Origin of the sequence: Rhodococcus sp. M8, assembly GCF_015654185.1 — a bacterium.
Taxonomy (GTDB): Bacteria; Actinomycetota; Actinomycetes; order Mycobacteriales; family Mycobacteriaceae; genus Rhodococcus; species Rhodococcus aetherivorans.
This window is the reverse complement of the sequence record NZ_CP064065.1, coordinates 577,034-602,058: the sequence shown is the minus strand read 5'-3', so window position 1 is coordinate 602,058 and position 25,025 is coordinate 577,034. Positions and strand designations below refer to the sequence as shown.

General features: G+C 72.2%; 26 protein-coding genes. 7 read left to right on the top strand and 19 right to left on the bottom strand.

The genetic code is table 11. From position 1 onward, the window contains the following. Nucleotides 1-36: 36 nt before the first annotated feature. From pyrF to ISO16_RS02735, 10 genes are all read right to left on the bottom strand, one after another. Nucleotides 37-861, bottom strand: a complete 825-nt coding sequence (gene pyrF, locus ISO16_RS02780; RefSeq protein WP_006937640.1) for an orotidine-5'-phosphate decarboxylase — start codon at nucleotides 859-861, stop codon at nucleotides 37-39. Beyond that, nucleotides 858-4,247 (bottom strand): carbamoyl-phosphate synthase large subunit, encoded by a 3,390-nt coding sequence (gene carB, locus ISO16_RS02775; protein ID WP_006937639.1) that lies wholly within the window; start codon nucleotides 4,245-4,247, stop codon nucleotides 858-860. Before carB ends, pyrF begins: the two co-directional genes overlap by 4 nt. Beyond that, the gene (carA, locus tag ISO16_RS02770; RefSeq protein ID WP_072635224.1) at nucleotides 4,248-5,411 is read right to left on the bottom strand and encodes a glutamine-hydrolyzing carbamoyl-phosphate synthase small subunit; all 1,164 of its coding nucleotides are present in this window, start codon (nucleotides 5,409-5,411) and stop codon (nucleotides 4,248-4,250) included. A gap of 96 nt (nucleotides 5,412-5,507) precedes the next feature. Then, nucleotides 5,508-6,014, bottom strand: a complete 507-nt coding sequence (locus ISO16_RS02765) for a PH-like domain-containing protein (protein WP_072635223.1) — start codon at nucleotides 6,012-6,014, stop codon at nucleotides 5,508-5,510. Further along, nucleotides 6,014-7,333: a dihydroorotase gene (locus tag ISO16_RS02760; RefSeq protein ID WP_006937633.1), complete on the bottom strand. Its 1,320-nt coding sequence runs from the start codon at nucleotides 7,331-7,333 to the stop codon at nucleotides 6,014-6,016. The genes ISO16_RS02765 and ISO16_RS02760 overlap by 1 nt, the downstream gene beginning before the upstream one ends. A 65-nt stretch (nucleotides 7,334-7,398) precedes the next feature. Further along, nucleotides 7,399-8,343, bottom strand: a complete 945-nt coding sequence (locus tag ISO16_RS02755) for an aspartate carbamoyltransferase catalytic subunit (RefSeq protein ID WP_006937625.1) — start codon at nucleotides 8,341-8,343, stop codon at nucleotides 7,399-7,401. After that, on the bottom strand, nucleotides 8,340-8,939 hold the full coding sequence (pyrR, locus tag ISO16_RS02750) for a bifunctional pyr operon transcriptional regulator/uracil phosphoribosyltransferase PyrR (RefSeq protein ID WP_006937623.1): 600 nt from the start codon (nucleotides 8,937-8,939) through the stop codon (nucleotides 8,340-8,342). The genes ISO16_RS02755 and pyrR overlap by 4 nt, the downstream gene beginning before the upstream one ends. 192 nt (nucleotides 8,940-9,131) lie before the next feature. Beyond that, nucleotides 9,132-9,641: a transcription antitermination factor NusB gene (nusB, locus tag ISO16_RS02745; protein ID WP_006937621.1), complete on the bottom strand. Its 510-nt coding sequence runs from the start codon at nucleotides 9,639-9,641 to the stop codon at nucleotides 9,132-9,134. After that, entirely contained in the window at nucleotides 9,642-10,205 is a 564-nt protein-coding gene (efp, locus tag ISO16_RS02740; RefSeq protein ID WP_006937620.1) for an elongation factor P, read from the bottom strand. 35 nt (nucleotides 10,206-10,240) lie between these two features. Next, nucleotides 10,241-11,335: an aminopeptidase P family protein gene (locus ISO16_RS02735; protein ID WP_072635222.1), complete on the bottom strand. Its 1,095-nt coding sequence runs from the start codon at nucleotides 11,333-11,335 to the stop codon at nucleotides 10,241-10,243. Between the two features lie 151 nt (nucleotides 11,336-11,486). Between ISO16_RS02735 and ISO16_RS02730 the strand changes: the two genes are divergently transcribed. The 6 genes from ISO16_RS02730 (at nucleotide 11,487) to ISO16_RS02705 (ending at nucleotide 16,753) form a co-directional block, all read left to right on the top strand. Beyond that, a complete protein-coding gene (locus ISO16_RS02730; protein WP_072635221.1) occupies nucleotides 11,487-12,047 on the top strand; it encodes a B-4DMT family transporter in 561 nt (186 codons plus the stop codon). 72 nt (nucleotides 12,048-12,119) lie between these two features. Then, complete coding sequence (locus ISO16_RS02725; protein ID WP_006937615.1) at nucleotides 12,120-13,340, top strand: patatin-like phospholipase family protein; 1,221 nt, start codon at nucleotides 12,120-12,122, stop codon at nucleotides 13,338-13,340. Between the two features lie 166 nt (nucleotides 13,341-13,506). Continuing rightward, nucleotides 13,507-13,650 (top strand): hypothetical protein, encoded by a 144-nt coding sequence (locus ISO16_RS02720; RefSeq protein ID WP_006937614.1) that lies wholly within the window; start codon nucleotides 13,507-13,509, stop codon nucleotides 13,648-13,650. A gap of 164 nt (nucleotides 13,651-13,814) precedes the next feature. After that, on the top strand, nucleotides 13,815-14,375 hold the full coding sequence (locus tag ISO16_RS02715; RefSeq protein ID WP_072635220.1) for a hypothetical protein: 561 nt from the start codon (nucleotides 13,815-13,817) through the stop codon (nucleotides 14,373-14,375). 39 nt (nucleotides 14,376-14,414) lie between these two features. Beyond that, nucleotides 14,415-14,795, top strand: a complete 381-nt coding sequence (locus ISO16_RS02710) for an ArsR/SmtB family transcription factor (protein ID WP_072635219.1) — start codon at nucleotides 14,415-14,417, stop codon at nucleotides 14,793-14,795. Then, nucleotides 14,792-16,753, top strand: coding sequence for a heavy metal translocating P-type ATPase (locus tag ISO16_RS02705; RefSeq protein WP_195886183.1), 1,962 nt, complete (start codon nucleotides 14,792-14,794; stop codon nucleotides 16,751-16,753). Before ISO16_RS02710 ends, ISO16_RS02705 begins: the two co-directional genes overlap by 4 nt. A 47-nt stretch (nucleotides 16,754-16,800) precedes the next feature. Here the strand turns inward: ISO16_RS02705 and thrS are convergent, their stop codons facing one another. From thrS to ISO16_RS02680, 5 genes are all read right to left on the bottom strand, one after another. Then, a complete protein-coding gene (gene thrS, locus ISO16_RS02700; protein ID WP_268256896.1) occupies nucleotides 16,801-18,030 on the bottom strand; it encodes a threonine--tRNA ligase in 1,230 nt (409 codons plus the stop codon). 416 nt (nucleotides 18,031-18,446) lie between these two features. Further along, a complete protein-coding gene (gene aroB / locus ISO16_RS02695; RefSeq protein ID WP_072635217.1) occupies nucleotides 18,447-19,556 on the bottom strand; it encodes a 3-dehydroquinate synthase in 1,110 nt (369 codons plus the stop codon). Beyond that, entirely contained in the window at nucleotides 19,553-20,137 is a 585-nt protein-coding gene (locus ISO16_RS02690) for a shikimate kinase (RefSeq protein WP_006947003.1), read from the bottom strand. The genes aroB and ISO16_RS02690 overlap by 4 nt, the downstream gene beginning before the upstream one ends. 4 nt (nucleotides 20,138-20,141) lie before the next feature. Then, entirely contained in the window at nucleotides 20,142-21,329 is a 1,188-nt protein-coding gene (aroC, locus tag ISO16_RS02685; RefSeq protein WP_006947004.1) for a chorismate synthase, read from the bottom strand. 47 nt (nucleotides 21,330-21,376) lie between these two features. Further along, entirely contained in the window at nucleotides 21,377-21,982 is a 606-nt protein-coding gene (locus ISO16_RS02680) for a prepilin peptidase (RefSeq protein ID WP_072635216.1), read from the bottom strand. 162 nt (nucleotides 21,983-22,144) lie between these two features. Between ISO16_RS02680 and ISO16_RS02675 the strand changes: the two genes are divergently transcribed. Continuing rightward, the gene (locus tag ISO16_RS02675) at nucleotides 22,145-22,519 is read left to right on the top strand and encodes a DUF1622 domain-containing protein (protein WP_072635215.1); all 375 of its coding nucleotides are present in this window, start codon (nucleotides 22,145-22,147) and stop codon (nucleotides 22,517-22,519) included. Here the strand turns inward: ISO16_RS02675 and ISO16_RS02670 are convergent. The 4 genes from ISO16_RS02670 to ISO16_RS02655 form a co-directional block, all read right to left on the bottom strand. Then, nucleotides 22,512-23,738: an RNA polymerase sigma factor gene (locus ISO16_RS02670; RefSeq protein WP_072635214.1), complete on the bottom strand. Its 1,227-nt coding sequence runs from the start codon at nucleotides 23,736-23,738 to the stop codon at nucleotides 22,512-22,514. The genes ISO16_RS02675 and ISO16_RS02670 overlap by 8 nt on opposite strands. Nucleotides 23,739-23,745: 7 nt before the next feature. Then, nucleotides 23,746-24,099: a YciI family protein gene (locus ISO16_RS02665; RefSeq protein ID WP_072635213.1), complete on the bottom strand. Its 354-nt coding sequence runs from the start codon at nucleotides 24,097-24,099 to the stop codon at nucleotides 23,746-23,748. Between the two features lie 112 nt (nucleotides 24,100-24,211). Beyond that, nucleotides 24,212-24,553: an ArsR/SmtB family transcription factor gene (locus ISO16_RS02660; protein WP_006947009.1), complete on the bottom strand. Its 342-nt coding sequence runs from the start codon at nucleotides 24,551-24,553 to the stop codon at nucleotides 24,212-24,214. Continuing rightward, nucleotides 24,546-24,986 (bottom strand): SRPBCC domain-containing protein, encoded by a 441-nt coding sequence (locus ISO16_RS02655; protein ID WP_083662508.1) that lies wholly within the window; start codon nucleotides 24,984-24,986, stop codon nucleotides 24,546-24,548. The genes ISO16_RS02660 and ISO16_RS02655 overlap by 8 nt, the downstream gene beginning before the upstream one ends. Nucleotides 24,987-25,025 lie beyond the last annotated feature (39 nt).

Genomic DNA, 25,025 nt, shown 5'->3' with positions numbered 1-25,025 from the left:
ATCCGGGCCGAGCCGGAGGTGGCGGTGCGGGGCCGGTCAGGCCCGCAGGAAGGCGAACGAGTCCACGGTGCGGGCCACGGCGCCGCGCAGCGCCGCGACCGTCGGGCCCGCCCGCAGCACCTCGCGGGAGACGTTCGGCACGACGGCGTCGAGGTGCTCGCCCGCCAGACGGCGCACGTCGTCGGCGGTGCCGCCCTGGGCGCCCACGCCGGGCATCAGGATCGGCCCGTGCAGCGCGCTCAGGTCCGGCGCCCGGGTGAGGGTCGCCCCGACGACGACACCCACCGAGCCGAGGGTGTCGGCGCCGGCGTTGCGGGCCGCGGCCTCGTCGACCATCACCTGCGCGACGCTGCGCCCGTCGGCGACGCGCGCGTGCTGCACCTGCGCCCCCTCCGGGTTGGAGGTGGCCGCGAGGACGAACACCCCGCGCCCGTCGGCGGTGCGGCGCAGCGCCGGCTCGAGCGACCCGAACCCCAGGTACGGCGAGACGGTGACCGCGTCGGACCCGAGCGGGGACGCGTCGGTCAGCCACGTGCGGGCGTAGGCGTCCATCGTCGAACCGATGTCGCCGCGCTTGGCGTCCGCGAGGACGAGGGTGCCGGTGCCCCGCAGCGCCGCGACGGTGCGTTCGAGCACCGCGATGCCCGCGGAACCGAACGCCTCGAAGAACGCGACCTGCGGCTTGACCACGGCCACCTGCCCGGCGAAGGCGTCGACGCACGCCTCCGCGAACCGCTCGAGACCCGCGACGTCGACCGTCAGCCCCCAGTCGGTGAGCAGTTCCGGGTGCGGGTCGATGCCGACGCACAGCGGCCCGCGCTCGGCGAGGGCCGCGTGCAGGCGCTGCCCGAACGTCGTCACGACGCCGGGCCCGTGGTGCCGTCGGGCAGGCCGCCGACGCCGGCGGACTCCGCCGCCGCGTCCTCGCGGAGCCCGGCGTGCATCTCCTGCAGCGAGCGGACCCCGATGTCGCCACGGATGGCGGCCTCGATGCCCTGGACGGCCGCGGAGGCACCCTGCACGGTGGTGATGCACGGGATGTTCGCGGCGACGGCGGCGGTGCGGATCTCGTAGCCGTCGATGCGCGGCCCGGAATTGCCCCACGGGGTGTTGATCACCATGTCGACCTCGCCGGCGCGGATCTTCTCGACGATGGTGTGTGCCCCCTCGGGCCGCTCCTCCTCCGACACCTTGTACACGTGCTCGCACGGGATGCCGTTGCGGCGCAGCACCTCCGCGGTGCCGATCGTGGCGAGCACCCGGAAGCCGAGGTCGGCGAGCCGCTTGACGGGGAAGATCAGCGACCGCTTGTCCTTGTTGGCGACCGAGACGAACACCGAGCCGGAGGTGGGCAGCGACCCGTAGGCGGCGGTCTGGCTCTTGGCGAACGCGGTGCCGAAGTCGTCGTCGATGCCCATGACCTCGCCGGTGGACTTCATCTCCGGGCTGAGCAGCGAGTCGATGCCGGTGCCGTCGGCGCGGCGGAACCGGTTGAACGGCAGCACCGCCTCCTTCACCGCGACGGGAGCGTCGGCCGGGGCGTGCCCGCCGTCGCCGTGGGCGGGCAGAATGCCCTCGGCGCGCAGGTCGGCGATGGTTTCGCCCATCATGACCCGGGCGCAGGCCTTGGCGAGCTGTACTGCGGTGGCCTTCGAGACGAACGGCACGGTGCGGGAGGCGCGCGGGTTGGCCTCGAGCACGTAGAGGATGTCGTCCTTGAGGGCGTATTGCACGTTGAGCAGGCCCTTGACGCCGATGCCGCGCGCGAGGGCCTCGGTGGAGCGGCGCACGTTCTCGAGATCGGAGCGGCCGAGGGTGATCGGCGGCAGCGCACACGACGAGTCGCCGGAGTGGATGCCGGCCTCCTCGATGTGCTCCATGATGCCGCCGATGTAGACGTCGGTGCCGTCGCACAGAGCGTCGACGTCGATCTCGACCGCGTCGTCGAGGAAGCGGTCGACCAGCACCGGGCGGTCCTCGGAGATCTCGGTGGCGCGGGAGATGTAGTTCTCGAGCGCCGTCTCGTCGTAGACGATCTCCATGCCGCGCCCGCCGAGCACGTAGGACGGGCGGACCAGCACCGGGTAGCCGATGCCGGCGGCGATCTCACGGGCGCCCTCGAAGGTGGTGGCGGTGCCGAACTTCGGCGCCGGCAGGCCCGCCTCGGTGAGCACCCGGCCGAACTCGCCACGGTCCTCGGCCAGATCGATGGCCTCCGGGCTGGTGCCGACGATCGGCACCCCGGCAGCCTTCAGCCGCCGCGCGAGCCCGAGCGGGGTCTGGCCGCCGAGCTGGACGATGACGCCGGCGACGGTGCCGGACTGCGACTCGGCCCGGTACACCTCGAGGACGTCCTCGAAGGTGAGCGGCTCGAAGTAGAGGCGGTCGGCGGTGTCGTAGTCGGTCGAGACCGTTTCGGGGTTGCAGTTGACCATGACGGTCTCGTAGCCGGCCTGCGACAGGGTCAGGGCGGCGTGCACGCACGAGTAGTCGAACTCGATGCCCTGGCCGATGCGGTTGGGGCCCGAGCCGAGGATGAGCACCTTCGGCCGCTCGTGCTGCTCGGCGACCTCGGTCTCGGCGTCCGGGTCGAGCTCGTACGTCGAGTAGTGGTACGGGGTCCTGGCCTCGAACTCGGCGGCGCAGGTGTCGACGGTCTTGTACACCGGGTGCACGCCGAGCTGCTCGCGCAGGGCACGCACCGCGTCCTCGTCGCCGAGTTCGGGGCGCAGCGCCGCGAGCTGCCGGTCGGAGAAACCGTGGTGCTTGGCGAAGCGCAGTTCCCGCGCACCGAACGTCCCGGCGGCGCGCACCTTCTCCCCCAGCTCGACGATCTGCTGGATCTGGTCGAGGAACCACGGGTCGATCTTGGTGGCGTCGAACAGCTGCTCGACGGTGGCGCCGAGCTCGAAGGCCTTGGCGATGCCGTAGAAGCGGCCGTCGTGCGGGACCTTCAGCTCCTCGAGCAGGCTGCCGAGATCTTCCGTCTCGACCTCGGGGCCGGTCCAGAACCCGGACCGCTTGGTCTCGAGCGACCGCAGGACCTTGCCGAACGCCTCGGTGAAGTTGCGGCCGATGGACATGGCCTCACCCACCGACTTCATGGTGGTGGTCAGGGTGCCGTCGGCGCCGGGGAACTTCTCGAACGCGAACCGCGGGGCCTTGACGACGACGTAGTCGAGCGTCGGCTCGAAGCAGGCCGGCGTCTCCCTGGTGATGTCGTTGACGATCTCGTCGAGGGTGTAGCCGATGGCGAGCTTGGCGGCCATCTTCGCGATCGGGTAGCCGGTGGCCTTCGACGCCAGCGCGGACGAGCGCGACACGCGCGGGTTCATCTCGATCACCACGAGGCGACCGTCGCGCGGATCCATCGCGAACTGGATGTTGCAACCGCCGGTGTCGACGCCGACCTCGCGCAGGATCGCGATCGACAGGTCGCGCATCTCCTGGTACTCGCGGTCGGTCAGGGTCATCGCCGGCGCGACGGTGACCGAGTCGCCGGTGTGGACGCCGACCGGGTCGACGTTCTCGATCGAGCAGACGATCACGACGTTGTCGCGGCCGTCGCGCATGAGCTCGAGCTCGTACTCCTTCCAGCCGAGGATGGACTCCTCGATGAGCACGTTCGCGGTCGGCGAGGCGGCGAGGCCGCCGCCGGCGATGCGCTCGAGATCGGCCTCGTCGTAGGCCATGCCGGAGCCGAGGCCGCCCATGGTGAACGACGGGCGCACCACGACGGGGTAGCCGAGTTCGGCGACGGTGTCGCGCACCTCGTCCATCGTGTAGCAGACCCGCGAGCGCGCGGACTCGCCCCCGCACTTGGCGACGATGTCCTTGAACTTCTGCCGGTCCTCGCCGCGCTGGATGGCGTCGAAGTCGGCGCCGATGAGCTCGACGTCGTACTTGGCGAGGATGCCCTGCTCGTGCAGGGCGACTGCGGTGTTGAGCGCGGTCTGCCCGCCCAGGGTGGCCAGCACCGCGTCGATCGGGGTGCCCTTGGCCTGCTCGGCGGCGATGACCTTCTCGACGAACTCGGCGGTGATCGGCTCGACGTAGGTGGAGTCGGCGAACTCCGGATCGGTCATGATCGTCGCCGGGTTGGAGTTGACGAGGGAGACCCGCAGGCCCTCCTCGCGCAGCACCCGGCACGCCTGCGTGCCGGAGTAGTCGAACTCGCAGGCCTGGCCGATGACGATCGGGCCGGAGCCGATGACGAGGATGTGGGAGAGATCGGTACGGCGTGGCATTTAGTTCTTCTCTCCCTCGAGTATGCTGGTGAACCGGTCGAACAGGTAGGAGGCGTCGTGCGGGCCGGCCGCCGCCTCGGGGTGGTACTGCACGGAGAAGGCGGACCCGTCGAGCAGGCGCACGCCCTCGACGGCGCCGTCGTTGGCGCAGGTGTGGCTGATCACGGCCCGGCCGTAGGGCGTGTCGAACTCCTGCCCCGCTTCGCCCTCGAGAGCGAAGCCGTGGTTCTGGGCGGTGATGGCGATGCGGCCGGTCTCGTGCTCGATCACGGGGATGTTGATGCCGCGGTGGCCGAACTTCATCTTGTAGGTGCCCAGGCCGAGGGCGCGGCCGAGGATCTGGTTGCCGAAACAGATGCCGAACAGCGGCAGCCCCTGCCCGAGCACCTCCTTGGTCAGGTGCACCGCGCCGTCCGCGGTGGCCGGGTCGCCGGGGCCGTTCGAGAGGAAGACCCCGTCGGCCTTCAGGTCCAGGATGTCGTGCAGCGTCGCGGTGGACGGCAGCACGTGCACGCGCATGCCGCGCTGGGCGAACATCCGCGGGGTGTTGGTCTTGATCCCGAGGTCGATCGCGGCGACGGTGAAGCGGGCCTCGCCGTCGGGCTCGACGACGTAGCCGCTCGTGGTGGTGACCTCGCCGGCCAGGTCGGCGCCGAGCATCGACGGCTGGCTCCGCACCCGATCCAGCAGGGTCTGCTCGTCGGCGAGGGCATCACCGGAGAAGACGCCCGCCCGCATCGAGCCGCGGGTGCGCAGGTGCCGCACCAGGGCGCGGGTGTCGATCCCGGCGATGCCGACGATGTGCTGCCGCTCGAGCTCGTCCTGCAGGGAGCCGGACGCGCGCCAGCTCGAGGTGCGGCGCGACGGGTCGCGCACGACGTAGCCGGCGACCCAGATCTTCGCGCCGGCGGGGTCACCGGTGGGCCCGACGGACTCGTTGTCCTCGGTGTTCCACCCGGTGTTGCCGATCTGCGGGGCCGTGGAGACCACGATCTGCCGGTGGTAGCTCGGGTCGGTGAGGGTCTCCTGGTAGCCGGTCATGCCGGTGCTGAACACGGCCTCGCCGAGGGTCTGCCCCACCGCACCGAAGACGGTGCCGCGGAACGTGCGCCCGTCCTCGAGCACCAGGATCGCGGTGTCCGTGTCGAAGTTGTTGCCGCTCATGCGTTCTCTCCGTTCTGCTCGACCTCACCGGAGCTCGCCGCATCAGCCGAAATCTCGCGTACCGTCGTCGCTGTACCAGCCGTCCAGGCTGTCGTCCTAGCTTTCACTGTCCCGGTAATTCTCGTTCGTCTCCTGCACCCACAGGGGGTAGATGGTCTTGTCGTCGCCGCGGAATCCCGTGTCGATCTCGGTGCCGGAGGGCAGCTGCCAGCGGATCACCAGCACACCGTCCTTGGACATCACCTTCCCCGCGAGGCCCCGTTCGGTGCGGATCGCCCGGATCGAGTCCTGCGGGATCCAGATCGGCGAGGCGCCGTCGCGTTCGAGCAGCACTCCGGCGCGGTAGCGGCTGAGCTCGCCCGCCGCGCGGTGGCCGAGGTCGCCGACGGCGATCCGGTCCTGCCAGCTCGGCGCGAGGGTGCTGCCCACGTACAGGCCTGTGCTCGGGGCCACCAGCCGCTCCCCCAGCTCGGCCGGCACCGGCGGGAGGGCACCGACGGCATCGGCCTGGCGTCGGCCGCGGCCGCGCCAGCCCTTCCACATCAGCAGGGCCAGCACCACCCACAGGGCGACGAAGCCGAGCGTGAGCAACACGCGGTCCATCACCGCACCCCGCTTCCGGTGGCCGGCCGGACCGTGCCGTCGAGCGCGGTGATCCGACCGCGCAGCACGGTCGCGACGACCTTGCCGGGCAGGGTCATCGCCTCGTACGGCGTGTTGTGCGCGACCGAGGCCAGCTCCGGTCCGCGCACCGTCCACTCGGCGTCGGGGTCGACGAGCACCACGTTGGCCGGCTCCCCCACCTCGAGGGGCCGCCCCTGGTCGTCGAGGCCGACGATCTCGGCGGGCCGTTCGCTCATCACCTTCGCGACGCCGCGCCAGTCCAGCAGCCCGGGGCGGACCATCGTCTCGACGACGATCGACAGGGCCGTCTCGAGGCCGAGCATGCCGGGACGGGCCTGGGAGAACTCGCAGCACTTGTCCTGCTCGGCATGCGGGGCATGGTCGGTGGCGACGCAGTCGAGCACGCCCTCGGCCAGGCCGCGGCGCAGCGCCTCGACGTCGGAGCGCTCACGCAGCGGCGGGTTGACGCGGTTGACGCCGTCGTACGTCTCGAGCCGCGAATCGTCCAGCAGGAGGTGGTGCGGGGTGACCTCGGCGGTGATCGGGATCCCTTGCGCCTTGGCCCATTTCACCAGCTCGACGGTGCCGGCGGTGGAGGCGTGACAGATGTGCACGCGGGCTCCGGCGTCCCGGGCGAGCAGGGCGTCGCGCGCGACGATGGACTCCTCGGCCGCGCGCGGCCAGCCGGCCAGGCCGAGGCGCGCCGCGGTGGGGCCCTCGTGGGCGACGGCTCCGGCGGTCAGCCGCGGTTCCTCGGCGTGCTGGGCGATGAGCACCCCGAGCGAACTCGAGTACTCGAGCGCCCGGCGCATGATGAGCGGGTCGTACACGCAGTGCCCGTCGTCGGAGAACATCCGGACGCGGCCGACGCCGGCGGCCATGGTGCCCATCTCCGCGAGTTGCTTGCCCGCGAGGCCGACGGTGACGGCGCCGACGGGGTGCACATCGACGAGGCCGACCTCCTGCCCGCGCCGCCACACGTGGTCGGTGACGACGACGGAGTCCGCGACGGGGTCGGTGTTGGCCATCGCGAACACCGCGGTGTAGCCGCCGAGCGCCGCCGCGGCGGATCCGGTGTCGATGGTCTCGGTGTCCTCGCGGCCGGGCTCGCGCAGGTGCGTGTGCAGGTCGACGAAGCCGGGCAGCAGGACCCGTCCGGCGCCGTCGATCACCTCGGCGTCGGAGCCGGCATCGAGGTCGGTCCCGATCCCGAGGATCTGCTCGTCGCCGAGCAGCACGTCGGTCGGCGCGCCCTCCCCGTAGACGAGCACATTGCGGATGAGCACCTGCGGCGACACCGAATCTTCTCCTGTCCCAGTGTTCTTCGTATCCTGCGCGGCTGCGCGATCCGCGTGCGAGCCGGTCATGCGATCGCGCTCTCCGTGCCGACGAGCAGACGGAACAGCACGGCCATGCGCACGTGCACGCCGTTGCTCACCTGCTGCAGCACCGCGGTCTGCGGGGCGTCGGCGACCGCGGAGGCGATCTCCATGCCGCGCAGCATCGGACCGGGGTGCAGCACCACGGCGTGCTCGCCGAGCATCGCCAGCCGCTTCTCCGACAACCCGTATCCGATCGAGTACTCGCGCGCCGACGGGAAGAACCCGCCGTTCATGCGTTCGGCCTGCACCCGCAGCATGAGCACCGCGTCGAGGCCGGGCAGTTCGGCGTCGAGCGAGTGCGACACGGTCACCGGCCAGGTCTCCACGCCCACCGGCAGCAGCGTGCGGGGCGCGACCAGCACCACCTCGGCGCCGAGCGTGGACAGCAGCAGCGCGTTGGAGCGGGCGACACGGCTGTGCAGGATGTCGCCGACGATCCCGATGCGCCGGCCGGCGATCGACCCGAGCCGCTGCCGGAGGGTCAGCGCGTCGAGCAGGGCCTGCGTGGGGTGTTCGTGGGTGCCGTCGCCGGCGTTGATCACCGCCGGCCCGCCGCCGTTGCCGTCGCCGGTCCAGTCGGCGATGCGGTGCGCGGCGCCCGAGGCGGGGTGCCGCACGATCAACGCGTCCGCGCCGGCGGCGTGCAGGGTCAGCGCGGTGTCGCGCAGCGATTCGCCCTTGGCGACCGACGAGCTCGAGGCGCTGACGTTGATCACGTCCGCGCTCATCCACTTGCCGGCGACCTCGAACGAGACCCGGGTGCGAGTGGAGTTCTCGAAGAACACCGTCATCACGGTGCGGCCCCGCAGGGTCGGCAGCTTGCGCACCTCACGGCCGAGCAGCGCCTGTTCGAACCGTTCGGCCTCGTCGAGAAGCTCGGTCGCGGACGCCTCGGTCAGGTCCGCGATGGAGAGCAGGTGCTTCACGAAATCTTGCCTCCGGAGATCACCACGGCGTCGCGGTCGTCCTGCTCGGTGAGCAGGACCCGCACGTCCTCGGCGCGGGCGGTGGGGACATTCTTGCCGACGTAGTCGGCGCGCAGCGGCAGTTCGCGGTGGCCGCGGTCGACCAGGACGGCGAGCTGCACGGCGCGGGGCCGGCCGAGGTCGCGCAGGGCGTCGAGCGCGGCGCGCACCGAGCGGCCGGAGAACAGGACGTCGTCGACGAGGACGACGAGGGCGTCCTCGACGCCGCCTTCGGGCACCGACGTGCGCTCGAGCGGCCGGTGCGGCTTGGTGCGCAGGTCGTCGCGGTAGAGGGTGATGTCGAGGGAGCCGACGGGCACGGTCACCCCGGAGAACTCGGCGATGCGTTCGGCGAGCCGGTGCGCGAGGGTGGTGCCGCGGGTGGGGATACCGACGAGGACGACGCGGGGTGCCTCGCCCTCGGGGGCGTCGAGCGCGGTCTTCTCGATGATCTGGTGCGCGATGCGGGCGACGGTGCGGCCGACGTCGGCTGCGGAGAGCAATTCGCGGGCCGGACCGGGCGTGGATACCGGCGACCCGTCTTCGGACATGGCCATACTGCGACCTCCTTCTCCGCCTCGCTGGACGGATCGTTAAAGGATGCCTGACGGTGCATCAGCCTAGCAGCGGCCGGTGACCCCCAGACACGGGTGCGGGGTGAGGCGTGCCACAGGCCGCCGTCGCGGGTAGCGACGAGCGGGCCCGGCCGGCGACTTCCGCCCCCGGCCGGGCCCGCTCACGTTGCGATGTCAGGGCCGCTCGGACTCCCGCTGCTCGGCCGGCTCGGCGGCGCGCGACGAGGTGGCCGCCGCGGCGGCACGGACCTGGTCGGCGAGCGCCACGATCTGGCCGAGGATGCCGTTGACGAAGGCGGGCGAGTCGTCGGTGGACAGCTGCTTGGCCAGTTCGACGGCCTCGTCGACGGCCACCACCGGCGGCACGTCGGAGGCGTGGAACAGCTCCCACACCGAGATGCGCAGGATCGCCCGGTCCACGGCGGGCAGCCGCTCGAGCGTCCAGTCGTGCAGGTGCTCGGCGATCACCTGGTCGAGCTCGTCGAGATGCTCCGCCACGCCGCGCACGACGGTCTGCGTGTACGGCGGCACCTGGGCGACCTGGTCGTCGGTGACGGCGAGCGCGATGCGGTCGGCCGCGAGACCGACCGGGTCGATGTCGCGGGCTTCGGCCTCGAACAGCAGGTCGACGGCACGCTTACGCGCCTTGTGCCGGGCTCCGAGTTTCTTCTGCGTACCGGACACTCAGGAATTCACTCGCCCGAGGTAGCTGCCGTCACGCGAATCGACCTTGAGCTTGTCGCCGGTGTTGATGAACAGCGGGACCTGGATCTCGGCGCCGGTCTCGAGGGTCGCCGGCTTGGTGCCCCCGGTGGAGCGGTCGCCCTGCAGGCCGGGATCGGTGTGGGTGACCTCGAGTTCGACGGTGACCGGCAGTTCGACGAACAGCGGGGTGCCCTCGTGGGTGGCCACCTGCACCTGCATGTTCTCGAGCAGAAACTTCGCGCCGTCGCCCAGGGTCTCCTCGTTGATGGAGATCTGGTCGTAGGTCTCGCCGTCCATGAACACGTAGTCGGTGCCGTCGTGGTACAGGTACGTCATGTCGCGGCGGTCGACGGTGGCGGTCTCGACCTTCACCCCGGCGTTCCAGGTCTTGTCGACGGTCTTGCCGGAGAGCACGTTCTTGATCTTCGTACGGACGAACGCCGGCCCCTTGCCGGGCTTGACGTGCTGGAACTCGATGATCTGCCACAGCTGACCATCGATCTTCAGCACGAGCCCGTTCTTGAAATCGCTGGTATCGGCCACTTGGTTTCGCGTCTCCTAGAGTCGAGGTACCGCCCTCATACGACGGTCAATGTCTTGTCGGTGAGTGTGAGCAGCTCCGGTCCCTGCTCACGCACCACGAGCGTGTCCTCGATCCGCACGCCTCCGCGCCCGGAGAAGTACACGCCCGGTTCGACGGTCACCGCCGCACCGCAGGCAAGTGTACCGGTCGCCGCCTGGCCGATTCCGGGTGCTTCGTGGATCTCCAGACCGACCCCGTGGCCGAGTCCGTGCAGGAACAGATCACCGTGCCCGGCGTCGGCGATGACGCCGCGGGCCGCGGCGTCCACGGCGGCCAGGTCGACGCCCGGCACGAGCGCCGCCCGCCCGGCCGCCTGGGCGCGCGCGACGAGGTCGTACACCTCCCGCTGCCAGTCGGCGGCCCGCGCGAGGACGTAGGTGCGGGTCATGTCGGAGTGGTATCCCCCGACCTGCGCGCCGAAGTCGAGCTTGACGAAGTCCCCGGCGGCGAGCACCGCGTCGGTGGGCCGGTGGTGCGGCACAGCCGAGTTCGCCCCGGTCGCGACGATCGTCTCGAAGGAGATGCCGTCGGCGCCGTGGTCGAGCATGCGGGCCTCGAGATCGCGGCCGACCTGCCGTTCGGTGCGGCCCGGGCGCAGCCCGCCGGCGGCGACGAGGTCGGCCAGCGCCCGGTCCGCGGCGGCGCACGCCGCCTTCAGCAGCCCGACCTCGTGTTCGTCCTTGACCATGCGCAACTGCTCGACCAGCCGGGGCGCGGGCGTGAGGGTGAGCGGGCTGCCCAGCCCCGCCCAGCGCACGTGCTGTTCGACGGTGACGATGTGGCTCTCGAAGCCCCACCGGGCCGGCGTGGCCGCGGAACCGACCAGGTGATCGGCGCTGGCGCGGGCGATCCGGGCCCGCAGGTCGGGCACCTGCGCGGCGATCTGGGTGAGGTAGCGGCCGTCGGTGCACACGACGGTGCGGGACTCGTCGGCGTCGTCGTCGGCGGTGACGAGCAGCGCGGCGTTCGAACCGGTGAAGCCGGTGAGGTAGCGGATGTTGAGCAGGTCCGTCACCAGGAGCGCATCGAGGTCCCGGTCGGCGAGCAGCCGGCGCAGCGCGGCGCGGCGGGAGGCGTGATCGGCGGGCATGGGCTCAACGTACTCCCGCGGCGGCGGCCGGAACGGCCGCCGCCCGGGCGGTGACGACGAAGGGCAGGACGACGAAGGGCAGGACGACGAGGAGCGGAGACCATGTGGGGCGGAACACACTTCCGCCGATCCAGACGTTACTCTGAGGTACATGAAACCCTGGTTGCTTCGCGGGCTCGGCCTGACCCTCGTGCACGTGCTCGTGCGGGTCCTGCTGGGGGCCGCCCTGGTGCAATGGCCGCTGCAAGGCTCGGTGCTGCGGATGGTCGCGCTGGCCGTCGTCGTGCTCGCCGCGATCGTGTGGGCCGGGCTCGACGGGATCCGCGACCAGCGGGCGCACCCGCAGTCGGAGGACGGTGCGGACCTGACGATGCTGTGGCTGAAGGCGGCGGCGGTCACCGGCCTCGTCGCCGGCCTGCTCACCTGGCTGATCGACACGCTCAGCCCGATCCAGGTCGGGGTCAAGTCGCTGTTCTTCGAACTGACCTCGGGTGCGGCGTTCACCGTGCTGCTGGTGTACGTCCCCGCGACGGCCGCGGTGATGCTCGGGCGGTTCCTGGTGCGCCGGGAGCAGCGCAAATCCGCGCCGGCGGCGAAGCCCGACGCCGGGCCGGCGCCGGTCGGGGCGGCCGCGGCGCCGGATCAGGGGTGGCGCGACGACGACGCCCCGACCGAGGTGTTCGAGCGGATCGATCCGGACCGCCGCCCCTAGCGTCTCCCGATCGGACCGGGCCGGTTGCGGAATCGGGTCCGTGGCCGGAGGCCGGCAGGTACCGTTCCGCCCATGGCCGGACGCGGGGCGCGCGGTACCCACGGACGCCGGCGGACGGCGCTGGTCGTCGCCGGCGCGGGCGCGCGCGGTGCCTATCAGGCCGGGGCGATCACCTCCCTGCTTCCCCGGATGACGCGGCACGGCGCAGCGCCCGCGATCCTCGTCGGGACCAGCGCGGGCGCGATCAACGTGCTCGGGCTCGCCGCGTTTGCCGACGAGGGACTGCCCACGGCCGCGGAACGGGTCGTGGACCTGTGGACCGGGGTGGTCTCGTCCGACGTGTACTCGTCGGTGCACAGCCTTCTCGGCACCGGCGCGGCCTTCCTGGGCCAGGCGATCGGCTTTCCCCGCACGCGTCTCGTCAGCCTGCTCGATACGACCCCGATCCGGGGAACCCTGCAGCGCCTCGTCCCGTGGACCCGGCTGCACGAGAACATCCGGGCCGGGTTGGTGGACGCGGTCGCCGTCGCGACGACGTCCGTGGCCACCGGCGGGACGGTGGTGTTCGTGGAGAAGAACGATTCGGTGCGCCTGCCCGAGTACGACATCCGCCGCAACATCAGCTACGTCGAGACGACGCTGACCGTCGACCACCTGCTGGCCTCCTCGGCGGTCCCGATCCTGTTCCGGCCCATCCACGTCACCGACCGATGCGCCCCGCAGCGCTCCGGCTGGTACATCGACGGCGGACTGCTGCTCAACACCCCGATCAAACCCGCGCTGCTGCTGGGCGCGAACGACGTCGGCGTCGTGGCGACGCAGCCGCGGGTGTGGCCCCCGCCGGTCGCGGCGCGCACCGGGAGGCACCGGCCGGCGCCTCCCGACGTGGCCGGCGTCGCGGCCCTGGCACTGCGCGCGATGCTCGGCTACCGGATGATCGAGGATCTGCACACGCTCGAATTCCGCAACGCACGGATCGCGCAGACCCGCGCGGTGTCCCCGACCGACCGTCCCATCGGGATCGACTTCGCCGGCCCACCACCGGGCCAGGCCGGCCGGATCGCCGAGATCGCGGAGGACGTGGTGCGTCGCCGACCCGCCGTGCGCCGGTTCCTGCGCAACCCCGCGCCGTCCGTCGTCGCGCGGCTGGTCGGCGGCGATGACGAGGATCGCGGAGACCTGCTCAGCTTCCTGCTGTTCGACCCGGAGTTCACCTCCGCGATCGCCGACCTGGGCCGGGAACACGGCGCCGAACCGAGCTCCGCGCCGGCCGTGGAGGGCATCCGGGCGTGATCCGCGCCCGGGCCGGAATCGGACGGGACGGGCGGAACGGACCGATTATGCGAGGAGTCGTGTCACACGACGTGCCGGTGGTGTAATTGTGAAGCATCGGGATCGAGAATCGGGAGCAGGCGAGGGAAAGCCGCTCGCCCGATCGGACGCACCGAGGGGGATTGCGATGGCCGACTTCGATCGATGGCCGACCGACCTGCTCGCCGAGTTCGTGGCCGACCTCGAACTGGGCCGCACCCCTGCCCTCCCGGTCGGCGTCGAGACCGCCGCGCGCGAGGAACTGGCCCACCGGAGCCTCGACGGCGGATGAGACCGATCCTCGGCAGAGTCCCCACGCGCAGCGACCGCCCCAGCACCGCCCCGTCCGCGACCCGGATGCCGGGCAGGCGGAGCCGCCCGGTCGGATCCCCCTGCCGCGATGCGATCACCGAAAATCAATCCGACTGGCGCCCAATACATTTAGAGTAGGGAACCATGGGAGAGCGCGCTCCGGTATGCCCCGACGGGAAGACGGCCCCGAACGGCTCGGACGAGGGTGGGCCTTGGTGCTCCCGGACCGGTGGTGAACCGCAGCTGGGACGACTGCTCGGGGCGATCCTGCCGCTGACGCACCCCGCCGGCCTGTGGTCCACGACGTGGGGCCTCGCGAAGGGCTCGTGCAGCGCCGCCGCCGCGGTGGTGCGCGGACGAGTGCTCGGTCGCCGCCACCCGGGCACCCCCGAGGCGGCCGACCCCGTCCTGCCCGCGAGCTGGTGGCCCGACGACCTCGACATCGAGGCGGCGGCCAGGAAGTGCCCGGGGGTGGATCTGTACGCGGTGACCGTCGACTTCGTCGACCGCCACCACGGGTTCGCGCTGTCGATGCTGGGCGGCATCCCGTCCTGGACCGCCGCCTGGTATTCCCGCGTGGGCGTCGCTTACCTGCACGCCCACCGGCTCTCCCATCCCGTCCGGGAGAACCGGGGCCGCCGCGGAACGCCCGTGCCGGCGCGTGCAGGCCGTCCCGGCCTGCAGGTCGTGCGCGGCGCCGAGTAGTCGCAGCGTTACATCGCCTGAAACCGCTATCATCGCCGTATGACGATTAATCGCCACGGTGGTGCGGTCCCGACGTCGACCCGGCCGGTGCCGGACCTCGACGCCGCGGTGGCGCTGTTCCACAGCCTCTCGGACGGCACCCGATTGGCGATCGTGCGACGGCTCGCCGAGGGTGAGGCGCGGGTGGCGGACCTCGTCGGTGAGCTGCGGTTGGCGCAGTCGACGGTCTCTGCGCACATGGCGTGCCTCCGGGACTGCAACCTCGTCGAGGGCCGCCCCCAGGGCCGGCAGGTGTTCTACTCGCTGACCCGACCCGAGTTGATGGACCTGCTCGCCTCGGCCGAGACGTTGCTGGCCGCGACCGGGAACGCGGTCGCGTTGTGCCCGAACTACGGCACCGGCACCGGGAGCGCGTCGTGAGCGACGCCTGCGGTTGCGGCCACGCCGAACCCCGCCTCCCCGGCGAGGACGAGCACGCGCCCGAGAAGTTGTGGCAGATCACGGAGATCCGGGCGGCCGCCGCCGCGGGCGTCCTGCTGGTGGCGGCCCTGATCGTCCGTGTCGGCGGCGGACCCGACGCTCTCGGTGTGGGACTCGAGGCGGTGGCCTTGATCGTCGCCGGCTACACCTTCGTCCCCGCCACGCTCGAACGCCTGGCCAAGGGCGGGATCGGCGTCGGGACCCTGATGACGATCGCGGCCCTCGGCGCGGTGCTGCTCGGTGAGGTCGGCGAGGCCGCGATGCTCGCGTTCCTGTTCGCGATCAGCGAGGGACTCGAGGAGTACGCCGTCACCCGCACCCGCCGCGGCCTGCGCGCACTGCTGTCCCTGGTCCCGGACACCGCCACGGTGCTGCGCGACGGGCGCGAGCAGACCGTTCCGCCTGCCGACCTCGCGCTCGGCGAGGTCATGATCGTCAAACCCGGGGAGCGGATCGCCACCGACGGCACCATCCGCACCGGCCGCACCGCCCTGGACACCTCCGCCGTCACCGGGGAATCGATGCCCGTCGAGGCCGGTCCGGGCGACGAGGTGTTCGCCGGGTCGATCAACGGCACCGGTGTCCTCGAGGTCGAGGTCACCGCCGGCGCGCAGGACAACTCGCTGGCCAGGATCGTGCGGATCGTCGAGGCCGAGCAGTCCCGCAAGGGCGACGCGCAACGCCTGGCCGACAGGATCGCCACCCCACTCGTCCCGGCCGTGATGGTCGCGGCCGCAGCCATCGCCGTCGTCGGCAGCCTGGCCGGGGATCCGCGCGTGTGGATCGAACGCGCCCTGGTGGTGCTGGTCGCCGCGTCGCCGTGCGCGCTGGCGATCGCGATCCCGGTCACGGTCGTCGCCGCGGTCGGCGCCGCATCCAGGTTCGGCGTCCTGGTCAAGGGCGGCGCCGCCCTCGAGGCTCTCGGCCGTATCCGCGGCATCGCGTTGGACAAGACCGGCACCCTCACCCGGAACCGGCCCGCCGTGCTCGACGTCGCCACCGCGGAGGGAACGACCCCCCACGACGTTCTCGCCGTGGCCGCCGCTCTGGAGGCCCGCAGCGAACACCCCCTCGCCCCGGCGATTCTCGCCGCCGTCGACGACTACGTGCCGGCCGAACAGGTGGACGCGGTCCCCGGTGCCGGCCTGACCGGCCGCATCGCCGGCGCTCCCGTCCGGCTGGGCCGGCCCGGCTGGATCGACGCCGGTCCGCTGGCCGCGGACATCGAGCGGATGCAGCATGCCGGGGCCACCGCGGTCCTCGTCGAACGCGAAGGTGCCGCGATCGGGGCGGTCGCCGTCCGCGACGAGCTCCGCGCGGAAGCGCGCGAGGTGGTCGCCGGGCTGCGCCGTGACGGCTACACCGTCGCGATGCTCACCGGCGACCACGACCGCACCGCCCGAGCCCTGGCCGCCGACGCCGGTATCGACGAGGTGCACGCCGACCTGCGCCCCGAGGACAAGGCCCGTCTCGTCGAGACCCTGCGCGCCACACGGCCGACCGCGATGGTCGGCGACGGGGTCAACGACGCCCCTGCGCTCGCGGCCGCCGACCTCGGCATCGCGATGGGCGCGATGGGCTCCGACGTCGCCATCGACACCGCCGACGTCGCCCTGATGGGCGAGGACCTGCGGCACCTGCCCCGAGCGCTCCGCCACGCTCGACGGTCGCGGACGATCATGCTGCAGAACGTCGGACTGTCCCTGGCGATCATCACCGTTCTGATGCCACTCGCCCTGTTCGGAGTCCTCGGCCTGGCCGCGGTCGTCCTTGTCCACGAGGTCGCCGAGATCGTCGTGATCGCCAACGGAGTCCGGGCCGGGCGCGCGCGGAGCCCGACTGCGACGGCACGACCAGCGCCGACGGCGGCCGAGCCGATCGCCGGAACCCGGTCATGACCCGAGACGCCGGCTCCCCCCTCGGCCGGCGTCCACGAGGGGGGCGTTCACGGCAGCGCGGACGGACGCAGGACCCGGCCCCGGACGTCGGCCCGCACCCGTTGCACGAACTGCTCGCGCCCGAGGCACGCCCGCTGCCCCGACTGCGGCACCAGTGCGCTGACGGTCTCGTCCGCGAGTTCCTCGTCGCCGACGATCGCGATGTACGGGTCGCGGTGCAGGCGCGCGGCCCGGATACGGCTGCCCAACGAACCCCCGGCGAGCACGTCGACGCGAATCCCCTCGGCCACCAACCTGTCCCGCAGCCTGCCGGCCCCGTCGCCGTGGCCGTCCCCGACGGGCAGGACCGCCACCTGGCGGGGCGACAGCCAGGGCGGCATGCGCCCTTCGAAGCGTTCGACGAGCATCGCGATCAGCCGCTCCATCGACCCGAGCACACCCCGGTGGATCATCGCGGGCCGATGCCTGCGCCCGTCCTCGCCGGTGTATTCGAGGCCGAAGCGCTCGGGCTGAGTGAAGTCGAGCTGGACGGTGGACACGGTCTCCTCGCGCCCGTGCGCGCCGGCGACCTGGATGTCGATCTTCGGACCGTAGAACGCGGCCTCCCCTTCGGCTTCGAAGAAGTCCAGCCCGCGCCGTTCGAGCGCTCCGCGCAGTTGATCCTGGGCGTGCGCCCACTGCTCGCCGGTGCCGAGATACCGCCCGCCGGCGTCACCCAGGGACAGGCGGTAACGCCGGTCGTCGAGCCCGAGGACCCCGTAGCAGCGCTCGATCGCACTCAGCGCGAGTTCCACCTCCGCGCCGACCTGTTCGGGCGCGCAGAACACGTGCGCGTCGTCGAGACTGATCTGCCGGACCCGGCTCAGGCCGGCGAGCACGCCGGACAGTTCGCTGCGGAACATCGATCCCAGCTCCGACAGGCGGATCGGCAGGTCGCGGTAGCTGCGGCCCCGCGAGGCGAAGATCTGGGCGTGGTGGGGGCAATTGGCGGGCCGGAGAACGAAACTCTCGCCTCCGACCCGCATCTCGGGGAACATGTCGTCGGCGAATTTGGACCAGTGGCCGGACCGGACGAACAATTCCTTCTTGGCGAGCACCGGGGTGTAGACGCGGCGACAGCCGGTTCCGGCCGCCACCTCGGCGGCGAAGGCCTCGAGTTCGGCACGGATCACCGCACCGTCCGGCAGCCACAGCGGAAGGCCCGCACCCACTATCGGTGCGGTGGCGAACATTTCGAGTTCGCGACCGAGCACTCGGTGATCTGCACCGTTCATGATCCGTTCCTCGACTCTCGTGTCGGCGAGAGGAAGCGACGTGCCCGAACACGACGAAAGCCCCGGGACGTCGACTCCCGGGGCTCGCGTGGTGGGTCAGCAGTGAGCGACGCGGCGCCGGAAGGCATCCGGCGTCGTCGTGACCTGCTGAGCGTTCATCATGACGGGAATCGTACGGCCGGTACCACCCGGAAATCAACGAAGAGCCGAGGGCGAATCCGAACACGTTGCGGCGAAAAGTCTTTCATTTCCGTGGCCGCGGTCGGCCGTCCGGTGGGGCCGCGACTTTTGATTCGGAAAATTCTTTGATTCCGTCCAGTTCGAATTACCTCGGGGCCGAGTAAGCCGAGGGATCCCGGAAAAATGGAACGGGCCGGCGCACCCTTCAGTGCGCCGGCCCGTCGAGGGGGCTCAGCGGATCACAGGAGCACGGTGCCCGGGTCGGCGGTCCCCTCCCGCGCGACGGCCGAGTACGCCGCCGCGAGCAGCGACGGATCCGGTCCCTCGAGCCTGCCGGGCTTGGCGAGGCCGTCGAGGACGACGAACCGGAGCATGCCCGCGCGGTTCTTCTTGTCGGACTGCATGCCCTCGAGCAGCTGCGGGAAGGCGTCGGCGTCGTAGGTCGTGGGCAGCCCGACGAGCTCGAGGATGCTGCGGTGCCGGTCGGCGGTGGCGTCGTCCAGGCGCCCCGCGAGGCGGCCCAGCTCGGCGGCAAAGACCAGGCCGACGGCGACAGCGGCGCCGTGACGCCACCGGTAGCGTTCGCGCCGTTCGATGGCGTGCCCGAGGGTGTGCCCGTAGTTGAGGATCTCGCGCAGGCTCGACTCCTTGAGGTCCGCGGCGACGACCTTCGCCTTGACCTCGATCGAGCGTCGGATCAGTTCGGGCAGCACCGTTCCCGCCGGGTCGAGCGCGGCCTCCGGGTCGGCCTCGATCAGCTCGAGGATCTTCGGGTCGGCGATGAAGCCGGTCTTGACGACCTCGGCGAGGCCGGCGACGATCTCGTTGCGCGGCACCGTCTCGAGGGTCGCGAGATCGACGAGCACCGCGGACGGCTCGTGGAAGGCGCCGACGAGGTTCTTGCCTGCGTCGGTGTTGATGCCGGTCTTGCCGCCGACCGCGGCATCGACCATCGCGAGCAGCGTGGTGGGCACGTGCACGATCCGCACCCCGCGCATCCACGTCGCGGCGACGAACCCGGCCAGGTCGGTGGCCGCTCCCCCGCCGAGGCTGACGATCGCGTCGCTGCGGGTCAACCCGATGCGCCCGAGCACCTCCCAGCAGAATCCCGCGACGGCGAGGTCCTTGCCGTCTTCGGCGTCGGGGATCTCGACCCGGTGGGCGTCGATCCCCTTCTCCGCCAACGCGGTGCGCACCGCCTCGGCGGTCTCCGCGAGCGGCGGCTGGTGCAGGATCGCGACGGTGCGGGTGCCGGTGAGTTCGCCGACGAGCTCACCGAGCAGGCCTCGGCCGATGATCACCGGGTAGGGCTGGGCCGTCTGGACGTCGACGCGTACCGGTTCGGTCACGGTTGATTGCTCCGATTCTCTGTACTGGTCCCGCTGGCAGCGGACGGGTGGGCACCGGTGGCGGCCAGATCCGTCTGCGCCTCCAGTTTGGCAAGGACCTGCTGCACCACGCGGCCGGGGCTGCGCCCGTCGGTGCGAACCCGGATGGTGGCCGCCTGCCGGTACAGCGGGCGGCGCCGACGCATCAGCTCCCGGTACTTCGCCGCGGGATCCGCCCCGGCGAGCAACGGCCGCGTGGTGTTGGTCCCGGTGCGGCGCAGGCCCTCGGCGACGCTGATCTCGAGGTAGATCACCGTCCTCCCCTCGAGCAGGGCGCGGGTGCGCTCGGACAGGATCGCGCCGCCGCCGAGCGAGACGATCCCGTCGTGACGGGCGAGCGCGTCGGCCACCACCTCTTCCTCGATCCGCCGGAACGCCGGTTCGCCGTCGGTGCCGAAGATGTCCGGGATCGTGCGCCCGGTGGTGCGCTCGATCTCGGCGTCGGTATCGAGCAACGGCAGGTCGAGGGCTTGGGCGAGCCGGCGGCCGATGGTCGACTTGCCGGCCCCGGGCGGCCCGATCAGAACTGCTCGTGGCGTCATGTCGTCACCGTGGCACCCGGGCCGCGACGGCCTCGAGGTAGTTGCGGACGTTGGTGCGGGTCTCGTCGATCGAGTCGCCCCCGAACTTCTCGAGCGCGGCCTGCGCCACGACGAGCGCCACCATCGCCTCGGCCACGACGCCGGCCGCGGGCACGGCGCACACGTCGGAGCGCTGGTGGATCGCGACGGCCTCCTCGCCGGACGACATGTCGACGGTGGCGAGGGCGCGCGGCACCGTGGAGATGGGCTTCATCGCGGCCCGCACCCGCAGCGCCTCGCCGTTGGTCATGCCGCCCTCGAGGCCGCCGGCCCGGTTGGTCGAGCGGAGCACGCCGTCGGGGCCGGGCCGCATCTCGTCGTGGGCGACGCTGCCGCGGCGGCGGGCGGTCTCGAAGCCGTCGCCGACCTCGACGCCCTTGATGGCCTGGATGCCCATGAGGGCCGCGGCGAGCCGGGCGTCGAGCCGGTCGGCACCGCTGATGAACGAGCCGAGACCGACGGGCAAGCCGTGCACCACGACCTCGACGACACCGCCGAGGGTGTCACCGTCGCGCTTGGCGGCCTCGATCTCGGCGATCATCGACTCCTCGGCCGACTTGTCGAAGGCCCGCACCGGGCTGGCGTCGATGGCGGCGAGGTCGGCGCCGGTCGGCTCCACCCCCACGTAGGGTTCGGACGCGCCGATGGAGATCACATGCGAGACGACCTCGGCGCCGAACACCTGGCGCAGGAAGTTGCGGGCCACGGTGCCGGCGGCGACGCGGGCCGCAGTCTCCCGGGCGCTGGCGCGCTCGAGAACGGGCCGGGCGTCGTCGAAGCCGTACTTGAGCATGCCGGAGTAGTCGGCGTGGCCGGGTCGCGGACGGGTCAGCGGCGCGTTGCGGGCCTGCCCGGCGAGCAGTTCGGCGTCCACCGGGTCGGCGGACATGATGGTCTCCCACTTGGGCCACTCGGTGTTGCCGATCTCGATGGCCACCGGGCCGCCGAGGGTGTGGCCGTGCCGGACGCCGCCGAGGATGGTGACCTTGTCGGCCTCGAATTTCATGCGCGCGCCGCGGCCGTAGCCGAGGCGGCGCCGCGCCAGCTGCTCCGAGATGTCGCTCGACGTCACCTCGACGCCGGCGACCATCCCCTCGAGCATCGCGACGAGGGCGGGACCATGGGACTCTCCAGCAGTTATCCAGCGCAGCACAATCCCATCCTTCCACGTGCACCGCCACCGGCAGGACGCCGCCCCGGTCAACCCGCCGCCAGGACCGCGGCGACGGCCGCCGCGCACATCGACGGCCCGTGCGGCAGCACCACACCGCGCGGGCGGCGATGTGCCCGTACCCAACCCGCGCCGACGACGACGGCGCCCGCCGCGGCGGTGAGCAGCGGTGGCAGCAGGGCCGCCGTCGTCCACGCGGCCGCGCCGTTCGCGCCCGCGGCCGCCCCCAGCCCGGCGGCGAGCTTCACATCGCCCGCGCCGAGACTCCGCGGGGCGGCCAGGTGAGCGAGCAGGTACGGCCCGGCCAGCAGGACCGCCCCGGCGAGCGCAGGGGCCGCGTGTCCCGCTCCTGCGGCGACCGCGAGGACGACGGCGGCGCCCGGCACCGTCAGGACGTTCGGCAGCCGCCGCGCCGACAGGTCGGCCGCGCTCAGGCACACACACCACCAGATCAGCGCCGCGACGGCGGCCGCACCCGGTGCCGTGGCGGTGGCGAGCACGGCCACGGCGCCGCCGGCCGCGGCGGCGGCCTCACACACCCCGCGCGGTGGGTGGCGCCCGGCGAGGCGGGCGACGAGGCGGTGCGCGCCGGCACCGGCCGCGGCGCCGAGCATGGCGAACAGCAATACGGTCATGGCGGCAGCGTGCCGCGCGCGCGGCGCCGGCACGGCGATCTCGCCGCCCGCAGGCAGAATCTGTGGATAACCGGTCCGGGTGTGGACAACCGGTTGCCGGGACGGATCGAGCCGGACCTGCGAACATGACCGAATCGTCCCGTCCGCACCCCGGAGGTTCGCATGGAGCTGTCCCGCGTGCTCGAGACCGTCGGCGGCGCCGTCGACGTGGTCGGGGTGGCGGTGATCGTCGTCGGTGCGGCGGTGGCGAGCTGGGTCGCCGTGCAGTCCTGGCGCCGCTCCGCCGCCGCATTGATCTACGAACGCTATCGGCGCGATCTCGGGCGGTCGATCCTGCTCGGTCTCGAATTCCTGGTGGCCGCGGACATCATCAAGACGGTCGCCGTCACCCCCACCTTCACCTCGGTAGGGGTACTGGCGGTCATCGTCCTCATCCGGACCTTCTTGAGCTGGTCCCTGCAGCTCGAGATCTCCGGCCGGTGGCCGTGGCAGAACGGCAGGACCGGGCCGCCGGCGGAGGAGTCGCCGGTCAGCTGAGCTCGGCGCGACGGCGCTGCAGGAAGCCGCGCTCGGCGGCGTTGGCGGTCCGCGCGAGCGCCGCGTCGTACGCCGCGGCGGCCTCCGGGATGCGGCCGAGCCGGCGGAGCAGGTCGGCGCGCACCGCGTGGAACAGGTGGTAGCGGTCCAGGTCGAGGGCGTCGACGAGGGCGAGACCCGCGGCGGGGCCGTCGACCTCGGCCACCGCGACTGCCCGGTGCAGGGCGGCGACCGGGGTGGGTGCGACGACGAGCAGCTGATCGTAGAGCGCGACGACCTGCCGCCAGTCGGTCGTCTCGACCGTGGCGGCATCGCCGTGGACGGCGGCTATCGCGGCCTGGATCTGGTACGGGCCGGGCCGCCCGAGCCGCAGGCAGCGCCGGACGAGGGCCTGTCCCTCGGCGATCCGGTCGCGGTCCCACAGCCCGCGGTCCTGCTCGGCGAGGGGCACCAGATTCCCGGCGGCGTTCGTGCGGGCCGGTCGTCGCGCGTCGGCGAGCAGCAGCAACGCGAGCAGGCCCAGCACCTCGGGTTCGTCGGGCATGAGCTCGGCCAGCAGGCGGGCGAGCCGGATCGCCTCGGTGCACAGGTCGTCGCGGACCAGCCGGTCCCCACCGGCCGCGGTGTGCCCCTCGGTGAAGACGAGATAGACGACGGCGAGCACGGAGCCGAGGCGGGCGGGTAGCTCACCGGGGTCCGGAACGCGGTACGGGATCCGGGCGTCGCGGATCTTGCCCTTGGCGCGCACCAGCCGCTGCGCCATGGTCGTCTCCGGGACGAGGAAGGCCCGGGCGATCTCGGCCGTGGTCAGGCCGCCGAGCAACCGCAGCGTGAGGGCGACGCGGGCGGCGGGCGCCAGCGCGGGATGGCAACACGTGAAGATCAGGCGCAGCCGGTCGTCGGGCACGACGGTCTCCTCGCCGTCGCCGGCGGTGTCCCCGGATTCGTGCAGCCGGGCGGCCTCGGCGTGCTTGCCGGCGCGGGCCTTCTCCCGGCGGATCCGGTCGATCGCGCGGCGCCGGGCGGTGGTGACGATCCACCCGGCCGGGCTCGGCGGCAGCCCGTCGACCGGCCACCGGGCGACGGCGACGGCGAACGCGTCCTGCACGGATTCCTCGGCCAGGTCGATGTCCCCGAAAGCGCGGACGAGCGCGGCGACCGCACGGCCGTGTTCGGCGCGGAACACGCGCGCGATCTCCGCGTCCGTCACCTCGGGCACGGGGGTGTCACCCGCAGTGCCCGCCCTGCAGCGGCCGCACCTCGATCGGCAGCGTGATCGCGCGGGCGAGCTTGCGGCCCCACTCCAGGGCGGCGTCGAGGTCGGGCGCCTCGATCACGGTGAACCCGCCGATGTGTTCCTTGCCCTCGAGGTACGGGCCGTCGGTGGTGAGGATGCCGTCGCCCTCGAGCCGGAGCACGGTGGCGGTGCTCGGGGGGTGCAGTCCCCCGGCGAACACCCAGACGCCGGCGGCACGCATCTCGGCATCGACGGCCTCGACGTCGCGCATGATCGGGTCGAGGAACTCCGGCGGCGGCGGGTCACCGTCGGGCTGGTAGATGCTCAGCAGGTACTGGGTCATGGCCGATCCTCCTCGCGGTGGCGGTCCCCGGCCCGGTGCCGGTGATCCAACCTGTACACGAACGGCCGGCGGGTGGATCGACATCCGGCGCGGAATTTTCTTCCTCCGCCGGTCAGCGGGAGGGCCGGCCCTCTTCGGCGGCGCGTTTCACCGCCCCGAGACGGCGGTCCCAGGCGTCGGCCAGCTCGGCGAGCCACCGGGCCGAGCCGTCCAGGGTCTCGGGGCGCGGGGTGTAGAGCACCTCCCGGCCGGCGCGGGCGGCGTCGACCAGGCCCGCGGTCTCGAGGATCTGGAGTTGCTTGACCACCGCCTGGCGCGAGACCGGGACCCGCCCGGCGAGCGTGGTGGCGCTGGCCCTCCCCAGTTCGGCGAGCGTGCCGAGGATGAGCCGGCGGGTCGGGTCGGCCAGCGCCGCGAGCACCGCGCCGACGGCGGAATCGGCGGGGTCAGGCACTCTCGACGTCCCGTTTGGCGATGTCGAGCTGCTGCCGCCAGCCGTCGGTGTTGCCCTCGAACGCCTCGCGGCGCTGTGCCGGGGTCCCGTCCAGGGCGCCGAACCCGCTCTCGACGACGCGCAGGACGGTGCCGCCGCCCACCTCGGTGAGGAAGAACTCGACGAGGGTGGCGGCGCCGTCACGGGGCGGCTCGTCGATCACCGCCGAGCAGCGGTACGCGAGGTATCGGGGCTCATCGGACACCACCCGGTACATCGGGAACTTCCCGTACCGCGGGTCGTGGACGACGATCAGGTCGCCGTCGGTGGTCACGGTGTGCCCGGAACGGTCGCCGTCGCCGATCCACCAGCCGGGCCGGGCGACGAGCTGCCACACCCGAGCGGCGGGCGCCTCGATGCGGATCTCCCGTTCGATGCGGTCCTGCGTGTCCATGGGAACCTCCTCGTCCGATGACATGCAACTTCATGGTTG

What these genes read in the sequence shown, in the direction of transcription:
- carB (WP_006937639.1), bottom strand. Translation starts at nt 4,247, where the DNA reads ATGCCACGCCGTACCGATCTCTCCCACATCCTCGTCATCGGCTCCGGC.
- carA (WP_072635224.1), bottom strand. Translation starts at nt 5,411, where the DNA reads ATGAGCGGCAACAACTTCGACACGGACACCGCGATCCTGGTGCTCGAG.
- ISO16_RS02765 (WP_072635223.1), bottom strand. Translation starts at nt 6,014, where the DNA reads ATGGACCGCGTGTTGCTCACGCTCGGCTTCGTCGCCCTGTGGGTGGTG.
- pyrR (WP_006937623.1), bottom strand. Translation starts at nt 8,939, where the DNA reads ATGGCCATGTCCGAAGACGGGTCGCCGGTATCCACGCCCGGTCCGGCC.
- ISO16_RS02735 (WP_072635222.1), bottom strand. Translation starts at nt 11,335, where the DNA reads ATGCCCGCCGATCACGCCTCCCGCCGCGCCGCGCTGCGCCGGCTGCTC.
- ISO16_RS02730 (WP_072635221.1), top strand. Translation starts at nt 11,487, where the DNA reads ATGAAACCCTGGTTGCTTCGCGGGCTCGGCCTGACCCTCGTGCACGTG.
- ISO16_RS02725 (WP_006937615.1), top strand. Translation starts at nt 12,120, where the DNA reads ATGGCCGGACGCGGGGCGCGCGGTACCCACGGACGCCGGCGGACGGCG.
- ISO16_RS02720 (WP_006937614.1), top strand. Translation starts at nt 13,507, where the DNA reads ATGGCCGACTTCGATCGATGGCCGACCGACCTGCTCGCCGAGTTCGTG.
- ISO16_RS02715 (WP_072635220.1), top strand. Translation starts at nt 13,815, where the DNA reads ATGGGAGAGCGCGCTCCGGTATGCCCCGACGGGAAGACGGCCCCGAAC.
- ISO16_RS02710 (WP_072635219.1), top strand. Translation starts at nt 14,415, where the DNA reads ATGACGATTAATCGCCACGGTGGTGCGGTCCCGACGTCGACCCGGCCG.
- ISO16_RS02690 (WP_006947003.1), bottom strand. Translation starts at nt 20,137, where the DNA reads ATGACGCCACGAGCAGTTCTGATCGGGCCGCCCGGGGCCGGCAAGTCG.
- ISO16_RS02680 (WP_072635216.1), bottom strand. Translation starts at nt 21,982, where the DNA reads ATGACCGTATTGCTGTTCGCCATGCTCGGCGCCGCGGCCGGTGCCGGC.
- ISO16_RS02675 (WP_072635215.1), top strand. Translation starts at nt 22,145, where the DNA reads ATGGAGCTGTCCCGCGTGCTCGAGACCGTCGGCGGCGCCGTCGACGTG.
- ISO16_RS02665 (WP_072635213.1), bottom strand. Translation starts at nt 24,099, where the DNA reads ATGACCCAGTACCTGCTGAGCATCTACCAGCCCGACGGTGACCCGCCG.
- ISO16_RS02655 (WP_083662508.1), bottom strand. Translation starts at nt 24,986, where the DNA reads ATGGACACGCAGGACCGCATCGAACGGGAGATCCGCATCGAGGCGCCC.